The 19,209-nt window shown below is 52.5% G+C and carries 1 protein-coding gene; it reads right to left on the bottom strand.

What is annotated here, in order from left to right; translation table 11 throughout:
* A partial coding sequence (locus KBW69_RS19815; RefSeq protein WP_257281998.1) for a TcdA/TcdB catalytic glycosyltransferase domain-containing protein occupies positions 1-19,202 on the bottom strand: 19,202 nt, incomplete at its 3' end.
* Positions 19,203-19,209: the final 7 nt, after the last annotated feature.

Raw genomic sequence — 19,209 nt, 5'->3', positions numbered from 1 at the left:
GTCAGTTCGTACTGACGGGTCAGCCCAACAGGGCGCTGCTCACTGTCGGGCACTGTCCCGGTGTTTATCCCAAAGCGCTGCCGCACCTGCTGGCGCAATGCTGACAGCGATGCGCCGCCGCCCTCAAGAGCCTTCAACAGACTGGCACCGAACAGGCTTGTCAGGGTTTCCCGGAAAATGAACGGCCTGACACTCTCCCTGTCCCCTGTGCCCAACAGTAACCGGGCACGGCTGCTGTCTTCTGCGCTGATTTCGACACGGCTGTCCACCAACGGCCAGTGAGGTCTGGGGGTGACTTTCATCTTAAAAGAGCTGCCATCGGGAATGCCCGACGCTTTGATAGGGCTCACAAGCCCCTGAAGCAGGTTCGCTAAACGTGGCGCTGCCAGTTCCCGGGCAATGTATTGAATGTCTTTTTGTAACGGCTGTTCGCCAATGGTGCCCTTGCGTTGCATCCTGCGATAGTGCTCCATTTGGATAAACAGCCTGATTTCCACAAGACCGTCTGGCCAGCCATCGGGAAGTTGCAGGCGAAAGACCCGTTTGCGGTCACCTTCATTGTGGGTCAGTGAGTAGCCGGGCCCCTGTTCGGAAAAGGCCAGGTCATCCCGGCGACCCAGCCTGATCACCTGTTGCCCGTCCCGGGTCTGAACCGAGGCCTGGTGACGGCCCAGCCCGGTATCAGGGATGACATTCAGGGTCTCCCTGCCGGGGCCCGGAGGCAGTGGTTGACGCTTTTGCAGGACATCAAGCCATTCATTGGCTCTCAGGGCATTGGTTCGCAACCCGGCCGGGTCGGCGATTTTCACAGCCTTGAGCCGCCTGTGGAAAAAATACTCCGCCAGCAGCGGCTCAGCGCCGGACAGTGATGGCTTCCTGAACAGCCCAAGCAGGGAGTTCTCCAGCTTGCCGACCTGGTTCGGGGACAGGGGGGACAGGGTATGCTTGATGGCATCCCGGTAATAATCCGGGTTAGCCGACGCGGGAGCCTGCTGAAGTTCAGCCTGAAAAGCCACTGCATGCTGGCGGGTAGGCGACTCTTGTCTCAACAGCGCAAGGAAACCGGTAAGCTGATCCCCTGACAGGTTAGACAGGACACCCTTATGATTTTCAACGGCAATAAGATGCTGGTTGCCCAGCCGGGTGATCTTTTGCCGACCGCGGCTGGTCAGGGCCAGGGTTTTCCGGCTACCAGTGGAGACGGGCACATGACCGTTGGAATCCTCATCAAGGGGAAGCTGTCCGGGACGGGTCCATTCATTGCGCACAGCCCGGGCATTCGTCAGACGCTCTACGGCACCGCTCAACCGCGTCAACATCCGTTGTCGATCTGTCGCCGTGAAGACGTCGCCCCGCTGGTCTTTCAGGGCGTGGGTCAGCACATCCCCAAGCTGCCCGGCCAGGTTGTCGATCCCGGCCAGTGCCCTCAGCTCATTGGCTTTAAGCACAGATACGACCGCATCCACCGGGTCAGCCAGAAGTCTCGTCTGTGAAGTCACCTGACCCTGGCTGAGCAGCTCATTCCAGGCCACCTGCGTCAGCAGTGAGCGGAGGTTGCCCAGCCTCGAACGATGGGTGCCGGGTAAACGGTCAACGAATTGATTGCAATAATACTGCACCCGCCGGAACAGTGAGCGGGTGTTCTTGTTCCCCTCCAGTCGATCAAAGCCGGACAGTGGGTCAGCAACGGCTTTATAGGCAATCCGGACTTGCTGACGGGTTCCCTCGGTGGTGATCCCACCCGCGGTAGTGACCGTCTGAAGCGTTTCGGGAGCGGAGGCAGTGGCCTGAACGGGCAGCAGGCCGAATGACTCACGTAGCCGGTTTTCCAGTTGCAGCAGCGTCCGGTCTCCGGTGATTTTTTCTCCCTGCCACCATCTCATGGCGATGGCCGCTGAGCTTTGGTCAGTCACGGCCAGCGCTGCCCGATAGACATCTTTCAGGAAAAGGGCCAGTGCCCCCAGGTAATTACTGTTGGAGTGGCGTTGTCCGGCCAGTCCTGCCGGGTCAACCTGCAGCACCACGAGCCGTTTACCACTGGTGTCCCCGCTGCCGGAGGGTCGATAAGGGATCACCCGGTCAGGGACGGTCTGACTGTCGAGCCTGACCACCAGCCTGAGTGCATCGGAGGGCTTCATGCCGGGCAGCAGTTTGCTGTCCAGCTCAGTCATGCTAGCGGGTTGGGTGTAGCTGTCGGGGGCCCCCAGGACATTGACCAGCCGCTGCCCGGCAGGGCTGGCAACAAAGGCTCTCAGCTCTGACAGCAGCTGTTCGGCCTGGTTCGCCAGCGGCTTGCCGGAGCGGTAGTCGGCAGGGAGAATCACGGCTATCCTGCCCCTGGTGCCTGTCAGCGTTTGTAGCTCGGCACTGTCAGCGGACAGCCGGTGATTTTCCCGGCGGGCGGCGACCAGCTGGTCTGCCAGTGGTTCCGTCGGGTTGAGTTTGAACAGCCCGTTTGAATCTGAGGCTGCGTTGTCCAGTTTTAAACCATAAACCATTTGGCCATGGTCGTTTTTCTCCAGCACCGGGGTCAAGGCTTCCCCAGTGCTGTCGTAAGAAACTAACAACTTGTCGCCGGGCTGCAGCCTGACGGCAGAGAAGTTGTCATTATTTTTCGGGCTGAGCTGGAAAACCTCGCCGCTGGAACGTTTGACTGCCACGAAGGTCGTAGTGGCGTCTTTGGCTGGAATCACACGTTCAAGTTGGGAGCCGTCGTTAGTGTCGATACTGTTATGAATCGAAGCCTCGTCGCCCAGGGGGGTGGCTATGATGTCAGTGCCTGAGCGTCTGAGCACCCTGTGCAGCTTATCGTTGTAGGTCAGGAACTCAACGGTATAGTAAGGTTTGCCGGTATCGGTGTTATTGATATCGCCACTGGCAATGTTAACAACGGGGCGTTGTGCCAGATTGTCAGTCAATAGCAGACGAACCCCGCATCCCCCGACTCCACGGCGGCAGCGTTTTTTGCCCGACGCACTTGGATCCTTGATCCCCGTCTTCACCCCGTCGGCAGACTCAACCAGCCGGTATGTCGATGGCACAAAACCGGCAGCATCGGTTACCGGGGCTGGCGGGCTGGGTGTTGTTTTTAGTGAGCCTATGTAGTTAACCAGTTCGGGCTGATCAGGGATCTGGCGACTCAGAACATCCTTCAGTAATTCGACCTGCTGATGAGTGAATGCCTCCCTGAAGCGGGCTCTGCCATCATCAGGCAAGTTCTGGTCAAACTCACGCAATGCTCTGGCAAAGGCTTCAACACTCGGGTCATCCTGGTGCGGCAGAATGTTTTCAAAGAGCTTTTCAAGGCTCAATGAGAGTAATTCAGGCGGCTGGGTGAACAGCCATATCATCGCCTTTCTAACGTCTTCCTGACTGGTGGGTGACCTAATGGAGCCAAAATGATGTTCAAGCGTATCCCGGCTCAGCGCCGCAGTCAGTGGAACCCATTGGTAAGCAGGGTCAAAACCGACGGAATCGCCCAGTTGCCCCAGTTGTCCCGCCTGCTCAGGCCAGCCAGACCGAAACAGTGCGGCATCAACCGGCTCTATACTCTTGGCCAGACTCAGGGCATACAGCTGGCCGACGATCCTGTCGAAGAATCTGTGGTTTAGCGAAGGGTTATCCTTCATTCCAAGCTCAATGGTGACCGCCTTATCCCCGACCAGCAGCCGGGATGCCTGCAGGAGAAGTTGGGGATTTAACTGCCAGTGAAGAGGCCGGCCCGCACTCAGGTCAAGCGAGCGCTCCTTTTGGAATTGTTGACGATAGTTTTCCGGTTCCAGATCACTGAAAATTTTAACAAACTGCTCGACATCATTCCGGAAACGGTCTGGTGCCAGCTGACCATCCTGTATGGCTTGCCTGTAAAGTTTGCTGCTGTGGCGCGTATCCAGAAACGACCCGGGAAACCGGTCACTGTGTGACCCGGTCAGTAGCATCTGTTGCGGAAGTCTGAGCGATGTGGCCTGTTCAGTGACCGGCAACAGGGAGCCGGGCTGTAGATCGAACCTGTTCCCCTCTTCGGTCTCCAGCGTGAAGCCATGGTTTCCGTCTGTGAGCGATTCCAGACTCCTGATGCGAAAATCCGTCGGAGTCCCGGTTTGATCACCCTGACTGATCTGCCTGTTCACGTCGTCTAGCTGCATTTCGGTAAGAGCACGGGCCAGCTGCCTGACATCTGCCTCCGAATTCTGCGAGCGATATTGACTCAGTGCTTCCACCACTGTGAAACGCTGCAATTTCGGTAATGAGGAAAAGCGCCTCGAAAACCACGGCCAGTCGGCGGTATCCACTCTGGACACAGCTAATTCAAGAAATGCACGGGTAACGTCTTGATCACGCCCCAGCTGGTCCGGTTTCAACGCCAGCCTGAGAGGGCCCGTGAGGTGATCGGGCCCTGCCGGTGTTTGGCGATACAGCTGCTCCATACTGCTGCTTTGAACCGGCAGAGTGACGTCCAGAAGGTAACGGCCATTGGCGTCTCTGGAGACATCTCTGGAGACAAGTCGCGTTGCGCTGTCCTCTGACATCTGCCCGGTCCAGAGTGCCTGGTATTTTCCGTCATTGGCCAGGGGCAGCGAGTAGGAGTCAGGCAGCGAAGCGGGCAATAGCCCGGCGCCGTTGGCAAGGCGGTAATCCAGAGCCGTCCCCAGCAGGTCTTTGATCCTGACACCCGCTTGCGGGTCCGGGTCACCGTCTACCTGCTGTGCAAGATCCGTGAGTTCCACTACCAGATCATCAGTGACTTGTTGCAGGCCAACACGGTTGATGTAGTGACTGAGGGTGGTCACGGCACTGTCGGAAAGGTAGGTATGGATACCGTCTGCCAGCCTTGTCCCCGGAAACAGGACTTTCCCGGGCTGGTCGTCCCCCGACAGCCGGAACAACAACAGAGTCAACATCGACCTTAACTGGGCATGGGTTGCCTCATTACCGCCTGAGGCCTGGGCGACCACTTTCACGAACCGGTCGGCGGCGTGCAGGCTGGCCAGCAGCCGCTCCTTCCCGGGGCTGTCTCTGGTAGCTAACAGTATGGGGAACAACGACTTGTCCAAATCCTCAAAGGGAAACCTCAGGGTAATCCCGGTGTCTTGCTTATCGGTGATTGTTGTCTGCCAGATGCTCATCTGGTCAGCAACAAAAGGAGGCGTCCGTTCTCTTAAATACTGGTCAAAGTCCGAGTGAAAAGATTGGGTATTGGGCGGGTGAGGCAGCGTCGAGATAATTTTATCCAGTGCGTAAAACGTTGCTTCCAAATGAGCCCTGTTGGTGTTCTGGTCACTGAGGGAAAGGGGCGGCGTTACCAGTTGCAAACCCGGGTAAAGTCCGGGGCCAAGCCATTTCAGGGTGGTTAAAGGTGCATCATTGATTTTTTCCGGGCTCAGGCGCACCTGGCTGTGCGCCCCGGCGGGTCTGTGGACTGTATGGGTTATTTTTTCAAAGATTAACCGGCCAAGGGCGCTGTCTTCTTTTACGGTCTTTGTGTCAGCAAGTTGCTGGTGAAAAGCCCAGACTAAATCCCGGTTGTTGACCGGGCCAGACAACGCCGAAACCGTTTTATCCAGTGCCTGAAAAGCGGCGTCCAGAAAAGACCGTTGCCCGTCCAGCTCATCCAGGGAAAGCGGGCCCGTTATCAGTTGCACGCCTGATCGACTGTCGGCAACCAGCCATTTAAGGGTGATTAAAGGTGCACCATTGATGTTTGTGGGGCTTCTGGCTATCAGACTTTCCGTCCTGGCAGGTTTGTCGATGATGTAGGTTTTTTCAAGGACTATCCGACCGGATGCGCGGTCCTCTTGAAGATTAAGATCCACTGTGTTGGCAAGCTGCACCAGGGGAGCAAGTCCCATTTGCTGGCGAACCGTTCTTTCAATGCTGCTAACGTCCGGGGAGGCAGGCTGACTGCCGCCGTTCAGATCGTAGCCGGATTGAACCAGGTTGGTAAACACTGGAATCAGGCTGGACAAACTGTTTTTTGGACTGACAGCAGCATCGGAGGTAATAACCACTCTCTTGTCAGTATGTAATAGCGAAACAGTGATTTGCTGCTTTCCGGCATCTGCTTCCGTTGCATCAACTATCAGGTGCTGATAGGGATGGCGAGGGTCGGAAGCCGCTTTGAATGTCTTTCGGTAATCCTGGCCCAGAGGCGTTTTCAGGAACTTCTTAATACCATCGAACAATAAAAAAAGATGATCCGCTCCGGCATGACGGAAGTAATCAGGGGTGACTCTTAATAAGATTAACTTGCTAATCCTGAGTTCCTGAGGACCCCCGTTTAAATCACGGTTACTATAAAACCGGTCAAAATCCCCTGACTCTGCCATTGAATTCAGTTCGTTAATCAGGGGGGTACTCTTCACCTTGAGGGACGTTTTCAGAAAAGTGTACCCACCACTTCCGATAGCCTGCCGCAGAACCAGGCCCGCCTGAAAATCCGGCAGATTCCTGTGCGTCTTCACCAGTGCCGAGGCAAAACTGTCTACAGATATCAGGGGGTTCAGAAGATGGTAGTTCCGAATCCGTTGAAAAGCCTCTGTCAGCCCGTCCTGATCATGCCGGGCTGACAACCGGTAGAGAATCCCGGCGAAATCATCGACCGACCCGGAAGCAAACTGCCAGTCGTGATCGCTCGTGCCGATGCCATCGATAAACTGTCTGAACAGGTGGGCTTTCTGGTCTGGAAAAGCGGCCAGCGCCAGTCCTGTGGTCAGGCCATAGCGACGACCCGTGGTGGTTGCTGACAACCCCCAGATTGTCCGCAAGTCCTTTTGAGCCTGACCGAGAGCCGCCACATCGGGATGGTTTATCAGGGCCATGCCGAACAACTTGCCTATAGCGATAGACCTGCGGTTATCAAAAGTCTTGTCTTTTATGCCCACTGTCAGAGTCGGTGGATCGCCGTCCAGACGACTCTGGTACAGGTACTGTTGGGGCTCAAGGATAATGGTAATTTCCCCGAACAGACGACCCAGAGACAATCCGAACTCAGCAAGTCTGTCACCCGAGCCAAGAATCGGTATAACAAAACCTTCGCCACCAGAAACTTTGTTACCAGAAAGCAAGTCCACCAGATGATAGAGCCCGGCGGGCAGGTTGTAGCGTGCCAACTGTTGCCAGACGGCCACAAGCAGGGGATGGCTGTGAGTGGTTCTCGCAGGAGGTTGGTGATCCCAGCTGGTCATCCCTTGGAGGTTAACATCCACGGGCACTATTTTTTGCAACTGTGCCAGGGTGTCCCAGGCTAATCCTGACTGCCCGCCTGTTATTGTCCTGAGACGGGCAGTCAGCAGCAACTGGCCCAGAATGTCCTGTCCTGCTGTGCCCTGCTCTGTCTGGTGATAGCTGACGAAGGAGTGGATGACATGCTCCAGCTTTGCCGGATCCAGTTGACCTAGTCGGCTGATGATGGAGTGCTTCACCCAGTCCCTGTATTGCGCGGTTTCGTTTTCAGAGGCAATGAGGAATTGGGCCCTGATAAAAAAGATCTTGTCAACGTCCGGATCTGCACCGAGTAAACCCGGGTTCTGAACGGACTTTATCAGTGCAGTCGTGAAAAGGTCGGGAGGCTCAAAACCCATCCTGCTGAGAGCAGGCCAGGGCTCCCGAACCTCCAGAACGCCGAGGTAACGGACTTCATTCTCTTCATTGAAATAAGAAGTGATACCCCGACTTGAGGCTGGATTTATGGCATCTTTGTAACCCAGTTTCGATGCTTTGTTTTTGCCTTGCGGTAATTCGAAAAAATCTCCGGCATCAATTAAGGGAACAGTCATCTGCCCATGTTCGATACGGTAATCCAACAGGTCGATAAACAGCAATTTTAATCTGGCTTCCAGTTTTTGTTCGGGAACCTTCCACTCTCTGCCCAACCCTTCAGCCCTGGATCCCATTGTGGCCAGCTCACTGACCGTTTGCTGCATCAACGAACTAAAAGCTTGCCAGCTGTAATCCCGGATGGCCGACTTGAGTTGTGTGGCATCCAAATCAGAGATGACCGTCATTAAAAAATCGCCGGTACCCAGCCTCAGTAATCCTTCAAGTTGAGTAATGGGTGTGTTTGCAGTCCCGATCTTACCCCTATAAAATTTGTCGGTTGAACTGTCTAATGCCTGCTTGTACAAATGAATGGTAAGCATGGATTTCAGTAAGTCAGAATTCAGATTCAGTGTTTCTGAAATGAGAGAGGCTTTATACTGGCTCAACTGAAAAACGTCCCTTAATATGTCACTTTTTCTCGGAGCTATAAGACAGGGAATATAAGATGTTATATCCCAAAGCATGCTAAGTTCGACGCCAATGTTAACCTGAACATGAGGAGGTAACGACCCGACCCCTATCGCCTCAGGCAGCAATGAAACTTTAGTGTTTTTAAAATCATTAAAGCTGGTTAAACGGAAATCTTTTAATTGATCATTGGGGTCATTGCCAAGTAGCTCGTCATTATAAGCCTGAACTAAATCGCTAACGGTAGAACCACCCTCAGGTATTTTTGCTAAAGCAGAGGCCATCGTATTGGTCGCACGAAATAACGCCGAGGATTCACTGAGATAAACCGAGAGAGCTAAGGGGCCGGTAATGACTTCAATGATAGAGCGAAGTTTATTTGAATCAGTAGACACGAGCATATTAGTATAAATTCGGCTAATACGCTCACCAGGAGGAAATTTAGTATACGCCAGTTCTACTCTCGATTCAGCATCGACATCTGTGACATCATACTCTATTTCAAGACCGATCCGTCCTTTATGAGTGTCTACAGGGATATCCGAAGTTTCTATATTTTTTTGTAGTTCCTCAACACCAAATTCATGCAGAATTCTTTTTCGAATGCTTTGTGAATCGCTGCTGACCCCTTTCAACAGATTGGATGCAACCACATAACGAACTATCAGGTTTGATAAAGTGTGATGTTGTTCAACCAGCATTTTGCCTTCGGTGACATACTGGCCCGGATCCATTTTCAGGACACAACCGGCATTATTGATCAGAACCGGTTCCGGCGTTTCTGTAGCGGCTGAACCGGGAGGAATAATGACCAGTAATAGCCGGACAGAGTCGGGTATTTTGATCTGATCGAAGCCTGTACCGGCAGAACCATCAATAACACCCTGATTCACCAGAGTCTGGAGGTTGCCAAAGACCTGGCTCCGTTTTTTCGCCAGGGTGTTGGAAAAACCCCTGAAATCAGAGGTAGTTCTGAGCCATCGAAGGGTTTTGATAATCTTATTTTGTACTGAAAACAAGTAATCTGAAGGAGCATTCTTTTCCAGAGCATGTTTGATCAACCGGGCAGGGAACAAGATCGCGATCTTTGACTGTGAGCCCTGACCGCCATAGGAAACCGGTGTCACTTCAATGATAATTCCGGGACTGTTCTCCTTTATTCCTTTGCTATAGACGTCCATGTAATGAGAAGGGATTGTGCCCGTGTACGGAGTTTTGTCTGGCGGGTTTTCCATATTACCCAGATCTAATAATAATCTGCCCCTGTTTTTGGCGGGTAAACGAGAGTTGGTTAGTCGTTTTTTCAATGTCCGGTAATCCGATGCCTTCAACTGCAGCGCAGACAGCAGTTCCGAATCCCGCATCTGTTTCCAGAAATCTGTGTGTACCTGAACCAGAGCCTCTACAAAAGTATCAACAAAGGTCGTCGGCTCTACTGCAAGGTGGCGAAAAACGTTTCTGACCGAACGGGCGAGATTCTTTTCCCGAAACAATACCTCCAGTGCATGCTGGAAATCATCTACATCGCCCCGGGCAAACTGAAGATCGCGATCATCACTGTCAAGGATCAGTGTCTGGTAAAGCTGATCTCTTGTTTCCGGTAACTGCCGCAGTGTCAGACTCTTGTCAAAACTGTATTCACCATCAGGATCATCACGGTAATCCGTTTGCCATATCTCCATGGCCCTGACGATATCGCGTGGGGCTGCATAATCTGACCGCAGTTGCAGGAACAGCGCCATCCCGTAGGATTGGGCTATCACCCGGGCCAGGCGGGTATCAGACGAATCTGGTCGTACATCTGACAGTCCAACCTGGATGATGACAGGCCTCTCTAATTCCCATTGCAAGACATTCACCTGACTGTCCGCGATCAAACGGTTGTGCTCCAGCCGAAGATCAAGAACCGGACTTTTTTTCTTAATACCAGTCTCTATCTCCCATTTGCGCCAGGCCATAAGGCTATCGATGAGTTCATTAGGTCTGTCGAAATAACGAATCACAGCCTCAAGCTTTTCAGGCATTCCGCCCAGTTGCACCAGCTCACGCAACTGAGAGCGATAGGCACGATCCTCAATGGTTGAGAAAAAAAATGGCGAACGAGCGCCCAGGGTGATTCGCGAGCGAGAATGGATATCCTGTCCGAAGGGCAGCAAAGGGTCCAGGGAAACCCGGCGTTCAAAGCTTTCCGGAGGCGGGAGCACGACGACCATGGTATTGCTATCGGGGAGCCGGGAGGATAATTCTGCGATCAGGAGCTTCTCCTGCATATCGGGTGTGCGACCGCTCTCCAGGGCCATCACTGCGCGGCTCACCAGGCGAAACAACAGTTTTCGCATCAGGCTTGGAGCAATCTCATACTGCGTGTCGACGCTATTAATTTCAGTGGCCAGTGTGACCAGATCAACCTGCGTCAGTCGGTTAATTTTTTCAATGAGCCACTGTTCTGGCAGGTAGTACTTTGAGTGGTGGGAATAGGCTGACTGAATGGTATTAATCAGCGTCCGGGCCGTATCCTCCGTCAGCGGACCTGAGGACTGAAGCATAAACAGGATATTGCGCAGATTATCCGGAAAAGCTGCGCTATTAGTCTCTGGCACGTCCACCAGAACATAAGTTGCGCCCGAAGGATCGGTGACAACAGGCAGGTATTGGTTGTTGTCTCCAGCAAAAGCCTCGCTATTAGCCAGGGACATGGGATCAGTAAAGCTGACAGTGTTATAGGGGGGATGCTTCAGCCTTTTGTCAATCCCGAGCGAAAGGCTTTTTTGAAACGACTTTCTCTGTTCATTCCTTTTCAAGGTGTTCAGTTTCGGTGCTTTTTGATCTGCTTTGTCCCCCAGAAAGTGACCCAATAACTCGTTCAGGGACTTGATATACCGCTGACCCAGGTTGGAAAAGTCATTTCGTTTATGGGCATAGAGCGCAGAAAGGTCATCTTTTCCTAATACAGAAACCATCAGGTCAGGGCTGGAAACCCTGAACGGGTTTATATCATTGCCACCGGGTGCCACAATCTCCTGCAAAGACCCTAGCAGCTGGCGAGTAAACAGCGCTGTTATCCCATCAGATGGTGGTTTTGTGACTTGCCAGGCCAGATCATACCCCGCCTGCTGAGCCCGGAAAAAATTCTCTTGCGCAAAGCGATTGCCGTAGGCCAGCAGGCCAACCCCCGAAAATGGGTCCCCGATTGACTCTGCACGGACAAAGGCGCTCATATGAAGCGCTCTTGGTGCCCCGGCCTGTGCAGAAGGCAGTTCGGCATTGGCCACCGGCAACGGCATCAACCGGTAAGGAGAAAAGTCATCACTGGTGAGTTGTTGCAACCGACGGTTGTATTGCTCAATCAGTTCGGAGAGTGGCTGTCTGCCACCGTTTTCGATAAACGTACTCACCAGTAAACGTCTGGCCTGTTCGAAAGAACGGTCATCGTCGGGACCCAAGCGCACATAATCCCTGCCGCGGGGTAAAGCGGGCAAGTCCCGGAGTTTTGTCACCAGCCCTTCTTCAACAGGGACCTGACGGGCCATCAACTGCCCCCGTTCGTCCTTTTCAAGCACCAGCTTGACGCGAGGGTCTGACTGTGACCACAGGACATTGCCGTTGGCGGGCAGGGTGCCCGTCCATTTGCGCCCCAATACATCCACCGCCACCAGTGCATTACGGATCGTGATGCGTTTTGTCCGGATTTCAGCGAACAGTTTTCTGGCGAAATCTTCTACGGGGTAATGCTCTCCGCTGGCATCAGCGCCACAACCCACGACACTGACAGTGTGGACAAAGCGGCCGGCGGTGACGTGCTTGAGCACCTCGGCCAGTTGACCGACGGTCTTTCCGCCCAGGAGAAACGAGTTGGAACCGGCCTCTTCTCCCTGAACTTTACTGCCGTGACCCACAACAATAATACGGGTGTCGTCTTTAAGAAAATCAGCTTGCAATGCCTCCAGTTTAATGTCGAGACTTGTCTCCGTATCAATCAGGGTTCCATCAGGCTTTAGTCGTATAAGTCGGCTAAAATCGGGCTGGTATTTTTTCTTCAGATATAGGCTGGCTTTGGCTTCATTCTCGCTGTTACCCAGCTGGATAATAATCTGGTTTTTATAACGGCTGTCATGCTCAGCGGTCAGGGCATAACGCACGGTTTTATCAGCTTCAGGCACCCAGCTTCTGGTGCTTTCATCAGTATCTTCACTGACTAAATCAATCTTTGCTAATGGATTAACCTGCATGAAAAATTGTCTTAATTCACGATGACGCAAATCCTTTCTTGCAAAAAAATCAGACAAATAACGACCGGAGACTGTAAGAAACGGCTGCACTCCGGATATAAAAACCGTCGATCTGGATTGATTCAGTATTCCATCTTGCCGATAATTTAAAACGGCGTAGGTGACTTCTCGATAATCGTCGAATTCATTGGCGATTGATTCTGCCATTTTATGTATATCAGTATCAGATTTTTTCAATGAGCTATCATTGTTGAAACGTTCAATTAATTGATGTCGTCGTATAATATATTGCTTAACTGCCTTGAGAGCTTCAGTATCTTGTGGTGCGATAATAAGATTGTTGTTGCAATGGGTTGATCCCAAATAGGTTAAATAAAATTCCACTGAACCAGGAATAACCCTGAGCGATTCTGGAAAAACGAAAAGCGGCTTGTCGTTGTGATTAACGATGGCTTCTTTAATAGCCTTAATAAAAACAGGGTGCTCTTCTTTTATTTCGTTAAATATTTTCTCTATTTCTGGATCAGGTGTTCTGTTAGAAAACAGTTGTTCCGGCCCTGGCTCAGCAAAATACTCCATAATCATATGGTTAATTAACTGGTCCGGTTTGACTTTAAATGAAGTTTCTTGCGGAATGTTAATGTGTTTAAACAATTCGTCATTATGAGAAGGCAATGTATCGACATCCAGGTAGACACCCCCCTCATTTTTAATCAGCAGTTCTATCCTTACCAAATCAGAGGCTGCGGCTAAAATCCCCCTCAGCCCAAGTTCTTTCACGTACCACTGTTTCGGGCTGGCTTCATCGTCTGGCTGCCAGAGTGTATTGATATCTGCCAGCCTGAATTTTTCGGATTCAGGGTTGCCCTGAAGCCTGGCTATCTCATTGGTGAACTCCGTGAATTGCTTCAGGCTTTCTTCCTGTATTGTCTCTAATTCGCTTTGATCCACAGCCAAATGCTTGACTAAAAATGCCTTTGCCATGTCGTCGAAGGTTTTGCCCTCAGCGATGCCTTTTTTTATGGTGCTATAGGCCAGATCCTGCAGCTGATTAACACGTTCCACAAATTCATCACTGGCATTTTCTGCTGTCAGGAATGATTCGGGTATTTTTTCAGCGGCAACAGCCTTATGTATTTCCCGGGCAAGCACGGGTGCCAGAAACGACTGCGGGTCGTACCAAAGCGTTAATGGCCAGGAATTCGTCTTAGCCCAGACCTTGAGATAGTCCTTAACACCTTCGTTGAGACGACCAATCCAGATAAAGTGAAGATTTTTGGGTACTTCGGCCAGTGCATCCAGCAGGTACTGGTTTATGGTCGCGGCAAGGTGGGAGACGGCAGCGCCCCCGGCAAGAATTTTGGGCAGGTTTTCCTGCATCCGATAGACAAGGCCGTATTTTTTAAGGGCGGACCCCTCCTGGCGAAGTCGATCAAATTCTGCGATTTTTTCCTCTAGCGATTCTAAATCATCCGAACTGAGAGCACCCAGATGCGACTTAAGGCTTAACCTGAACATCTCCGGGGTCGGTATTGCATTATCGGGATTAACCGGCCCCAGCAGCCCGCTGTTCTGTGACAACACAGAAGGCATTTGTCGTAGTCCAGCGTCAGCTTCAACATACGGGGCTTCAGGCAAGCGTTCGACCGTGACTTTACCATCACTGGTGCGAAATGCTTTCAGCCTGTCAGGCCTGTCGTCCAGTGACCAGGTGACCAGACCCGTGTCTGCAAGCAGGCCAACCCACAGACGCCCCCAGATGTCGACCCTCAAAAGACCGTCACGGGCAGTTACTGTGCGGGTTCTTGTCGCTTTCAGGGTGTCTTTCAGGTATTGGCTGACAAGCCCGTTGTGATCAATGGCTGAGCCAATCAGGTTAACGGTTTTAACCGGGGTATCGCCGATCAATTCATTGATTTTTGTTGACAGGTCTGACGCGGTTTGTCCGCCCAGGGTAAACTCCCCGTTCCCGGACTGACCCAGTCCAACGACATGAATTCGGCTATCACCGTCCAGAAATCCGCGAATGTCGGCATGATTAACCCTTGCGCCAGTCTCACCATCTGACCAATAACCGCTCTCCATAACCAGCCAGCGGATTGAGTTATAACTATCTCCCGTTGGTTGGCGGTTTTTATATTTGCGAAACAGGTAACGGCTGGCCTTGCTGATCGGGTTATCGTCGCCAGACGCCATCTGGATAACCAGTTGTTGACTGTATTGGCCAGGCTTTTGCGGATCTGTGTTGAAATAGCGTGTGATCGTGTTTTCCTGGTCCCGGGCAGCTGCCGCTTTGCTGGAAAGGGTAAAGCGTTCCCCGGCAGAAAATCGAAGAGCATCCAGCAAAGCGTCGTAGCCTTGCCGACTCATTGCAGTATTGCTTTGCTTCAGGGCGAGATCACCATTCAGGATTTGATGCCCTTCCACAAACTCTGACACCCCTCCGAATCGATAATAAACCAATTCCGTATAACTGAGATCATGACTGACTAAAAACGTTTTTTTATGATTGGCAGCGTTCAAATTTTTCAGTTCGGACAACCCAAATTGATCAATCATTTCATATTGCGATGTAAGGGTGTTTATAGCCAACTCCATGGCTCGGTTGCCGACCGGTGTGCTGCCCAATGTAGCCGCAAAAAATAAACCTGGATGGTTTTTCGATGGCAGGTAGATCTCACCGGGAATGACCTTGATTTTTCCCAGGGGCTCAAACCGTTGCGAGGGAGCAGCACTGGCCAAACGCTGCTCGATATCGCTCTTTAACCGGGGGTATTGTTTACCCAGCCAGGCGAGATCGTCTGAAACCTTTTGTTTAATGGCAGCATCCTGGTCATCAGCACGGAACTCTTTGCCAAGCCCCTGGATGACCAGCTGTGTCTGTACCGCCTTTACCCTGCTCAAATCGGTTTCGCTGACGCCGGAATAATCAATACCCTTGAAAAGATCCTTATTCAATGCAGGCGAAAGCGACGTATCAGAATAAGCACCACCGAGAGTGCCCATCACCCTCATTTTCACCAGTGCGCTGGCTGCGGGCTGATGACCGCGCAAGCCCAGCTCCCTGAAGTAGTATTTGCTGGCCTTCTGGCCCTCTTCCCCGTAGGCACTGGTCCAGACTTCATTAATATCTTTGAGGGAAAACTTTGCCCTCGGATAAGAAGCCTTTATCTGCTCTGTAAATTGCCGGTAGGATTCCAGCATTTGGGCTTTTTTATCGTCAAGGTCCGTCGTATCGTTGAGGTGCTCTACCAGAAAGTCTTTTACCGCCTGATCAAACGGCTGGCCCTGTGCCATTTTTGACTCTATGGCTTGCCAGGCCTCATCTTGTAGCCTCATCAGCTCTTTCAGTAAATCCGATTCAAAATCAGATGGATTACCGGGGTCGGATCGACGGGTCAATTGAGTTGTCACTGACCGTTTAAGAGCTTCCGCAAGCTCACTGGCGAGCATTGCATTCGGGTCATACCAGAGGTTTATTTGTAAACCGGACTCTGCATTGGCCAAAATCCATGACCGTATACGCTTCAGCTCCTCATCGGTTGGGTTAACGCTGACAAAATGTAGTCTTGCAGGAACTGACTTCATGCTGCGTTCAAGCCAGCTCTTGATGTCTGCAGCCAGTTTCGTAAATTTTTCGCCGGTTGCCTGCGGGTGTTTGTCGATCAGGGTGGTGAGTTTGTCGTAGAGCCCCAAGACCAAAGGAAAGGTTAACGGAGCATTGGCACTGCGAATGCCATCAACTTTTTTAAAAGCCGCGACCAGGATTCTAAAACGTTGACTCAAGCCTTCGTTCGCGGCGAGTTGATAGCGTAATAACGGCACAAATTCTTTTTGGAATGTCCTGGAGCCGGGAATCAGTGAGTCGATTAATGTCGGGTCTGGGCTTTCAGCAGGATCAGGGTCAGGATCGGCACGGCGAACCCTGTGTCTTGCCGCCGGTTTGGGCATTTCGGGATACCTGCGCAGTGAGGGCGGCTGAAAACGGTCATCCGTTGGCATTCTGCCAATGGAATTCAGTTGCAGACGATAGGTGCCATTGCCGTCAGGCTCTGCCGTCAGTTCCAGGTGACGTCCCAGGGCACCATACCCGGTCACCGCCAGGCGCACGGATGTGTTGTTGTCTGTCGCTGTCGTTTGATTAAACCTGACCTGTATGGGCAGGGTTTCTTTGACCATTACCTGACGGGGGTCTACTACGGGTAACGGTTTGCTGTCCTGTCCCGGATAATGCTTTGGCAAGCCAAGGTCGGTACGAATCCGGTTTTTAGCCGCATCGGCATCTTCTTCTGGTGCCATTCCAAGCGCCAGCCGCAATGCCTCCCCTAGCTGGTAAAAGAACGAAAGATGGCCTGACAGCCATCCGGAACCGTAGGGGGTGTCTCCCCAGCCCGGATCAAAATCAATGAGCGTGAAGGTGCCGTTATTGAGGGGCTGGTTAACGGTGGCAACGTCTGTCCGGTTACCCGGAGCCTGGTCATGGGTGGTGTCATTTTTCAAACCATGCCGGGTGGGCAGATAAGTCATTGGGCCGGACTCACCGCCGGGGAACGCGCCATCGTGACCGGGAATGATCAGGCTGACATAGTCTCCGGGGATCGTCCTGTTACGCTCGTCAGGGGGCAGTTGCAGCAAGCGAAGGTTGTGAAGATCGCCAAGGGTGTCGGGCCTTATCGGGGTCGTTGCGTTGCCCAACTGTCTCCGCAATTCGTCCGTATTGTTCACCCGGCGTCTGAACAGATCGCTGGCGTCCACCAGTTGGCGCAGATCACTGGCGATAGTTTGGTCAGTGGCATCGGCCAGGTAGTCCGGCGTCAGGTAAACCCCTATCCGGTCATTCAGGGCTGTGAGGGTAAAGAACCGGCCCCGGACACTGCTGGTGGTGTTGCCAGGAAGCGATGCCTGTTCCGTTTCGGTCAGGCCATCGTATTCACCCTGTTGTGCTTTATCATTTTTTTTGAGTCGTCCAAGGTTTTCCAGGGCTGGATTGTCAGGGTTTTTAGCGGTCAGCCAGTCCAGGCTGTCATCAAGAGCCCTGCGGAAAAACCATTGTTCACTGCGCAATGGTTGTTCGGCGTAAACTGCTTCGATGGCCTTGAGCAAATCCGCCATTTCCCTGGCTGTACGGTGACTCTCTGTCAACGGTTGCTGCTCTCTCATAACGCGGGTAAGGGCTGGGGCCAGCCCATCGTTTTGATAAAGTTCGCGGACCGCATCCACAAAGTCTTCCGCAGTGCCACCCCGCTTCCTGAGGTTATGGCGTTGGCCTGCCACCAATATCTGGTAAAGATCACCTGATTGTTTTGGCCATTGCCGGGCCTGGTAACGTTCATCCAGCCCGTAATACGGTTGCAGCGCTTCCAGCCTGTTGCCAGTGATACCCCAGAGCTGCTCAATACCGGCCACAGCCAGGGTATTGTTCTCAAGAGTCTTTCGCCATGCCGGCACCAGCAAGGCCGAGAGTCCCTGCGCCAGAGCCTCGTCAGAGTGTCGGGAAAAATCCGCCGCTCCCAGACGAACCAGGGGCTGACTGTCGTTTGTGAAGGTCGCGTCACTGTCAAGGAATGATCTTTCGGGTTCTGCCCTGATAACAGGGATCTTGAGGTCCGGTTCTGCCGGATCACTGGTGACCTGAAGTCCGTGCAGAAAGGCCAGCAACTGCTCATTAAAGCCACCGTACAGAAACAGTCCGGCCAATTTCTCAAGGTCAAAAACCAGCCGCCGGAGAGTCTGTGCCGGACCCTGGTAACCGAGCGAATGATAGCCTTCCACGTCAAGGGTGATGTCAACCAGCTGCAGTGGCGGAGCCGCGTCTCCCTGGGGGTATACCCTGACACCTATTTCTGATCCCTGAACGTGGGTACGGTAACCTTTGCCAAAAGCGGGAAAGGCCATTGTCTTGTTGATGCGTAAAAGGGGCGCAGCGGGTGTGAAGGCAAAATAATCGTTGGGCACTGGCTCGGTGACATTGCCCGATGCAGGGATTGCCTCGCTTTTAAGCATGGCAAGCGTTTCACCAAGGTGGTTTCTGGAATGCCAGTGATAAGCCTGGAGTCTGGCACTCAGGGGGGTAGGGGGCTTGTCAGGAGGTTGTGAGTCATTGAACAGGCCGGGAAGCAAAGTCCTCAGCCTATGGTGTGAAACCGGAGATAATTTCTGATTCAACCATTTGGCGGCCAGCGTTTCAGCGATAAAGCTGAGCTGTGTCTGGTTGGCGATGGTATTCTCTTTGGCACCATCTTGCCGTGCCTGAAATTCTGACCAGAAGGCATTGGGGTCACAGGCCTCATAAACGACCATTGCCATGTGATTCAGCAACGTGGCAACGAGCGGGTCCGCTCCGGGAGCATCGGTTAAAGTGGCGGGTTTGCCAGAAGCCGGGGGTAATGGTGACGAATTGATGATCGATTGCCCGATTAACAGGGTGACATCCTCATCGTCATAAAAGATGTTCTGGCTCAGCCAGTCAGAGTCAGCAAAGATAATGCGGATATTCCGGTGTATGTGGTGGGGAAATAAACCTGACTGTTCTATTAACCGGAAGGCTCTGTCAATGGCTGTCTTGACAGCACCGATATGCTCAGGCGTGGCAAAAGCTGAACCCGGTCTGGCCCGATCCATCGACAGAGTGATTTTAAAAATATCCGTGTCAACCATGGCCGAGTAAAACCAGCCATCGCTGGTCTCAAGCCACTGTCTTTCGGGAGGACGACTGGGAGGATTCGTATCAGTTTGATTGGCTGGCATACGGGAA

The sequence above is a fragment of the Endozoicomonas sp. ISHI1 genome (genome assembly GCF_024606225.1).
GTDB lineage: Bacteria > Pseudomonadota > Gammaproteobacteria > Pseudomonadales > Endozoicomonadaceae > Endozoicomonas_A.
The sequence above is the reverse complement of the archived record's forward strand: the minus strand, read 5'-3'. Positions and strand labels throughout refer to the sequence as shown.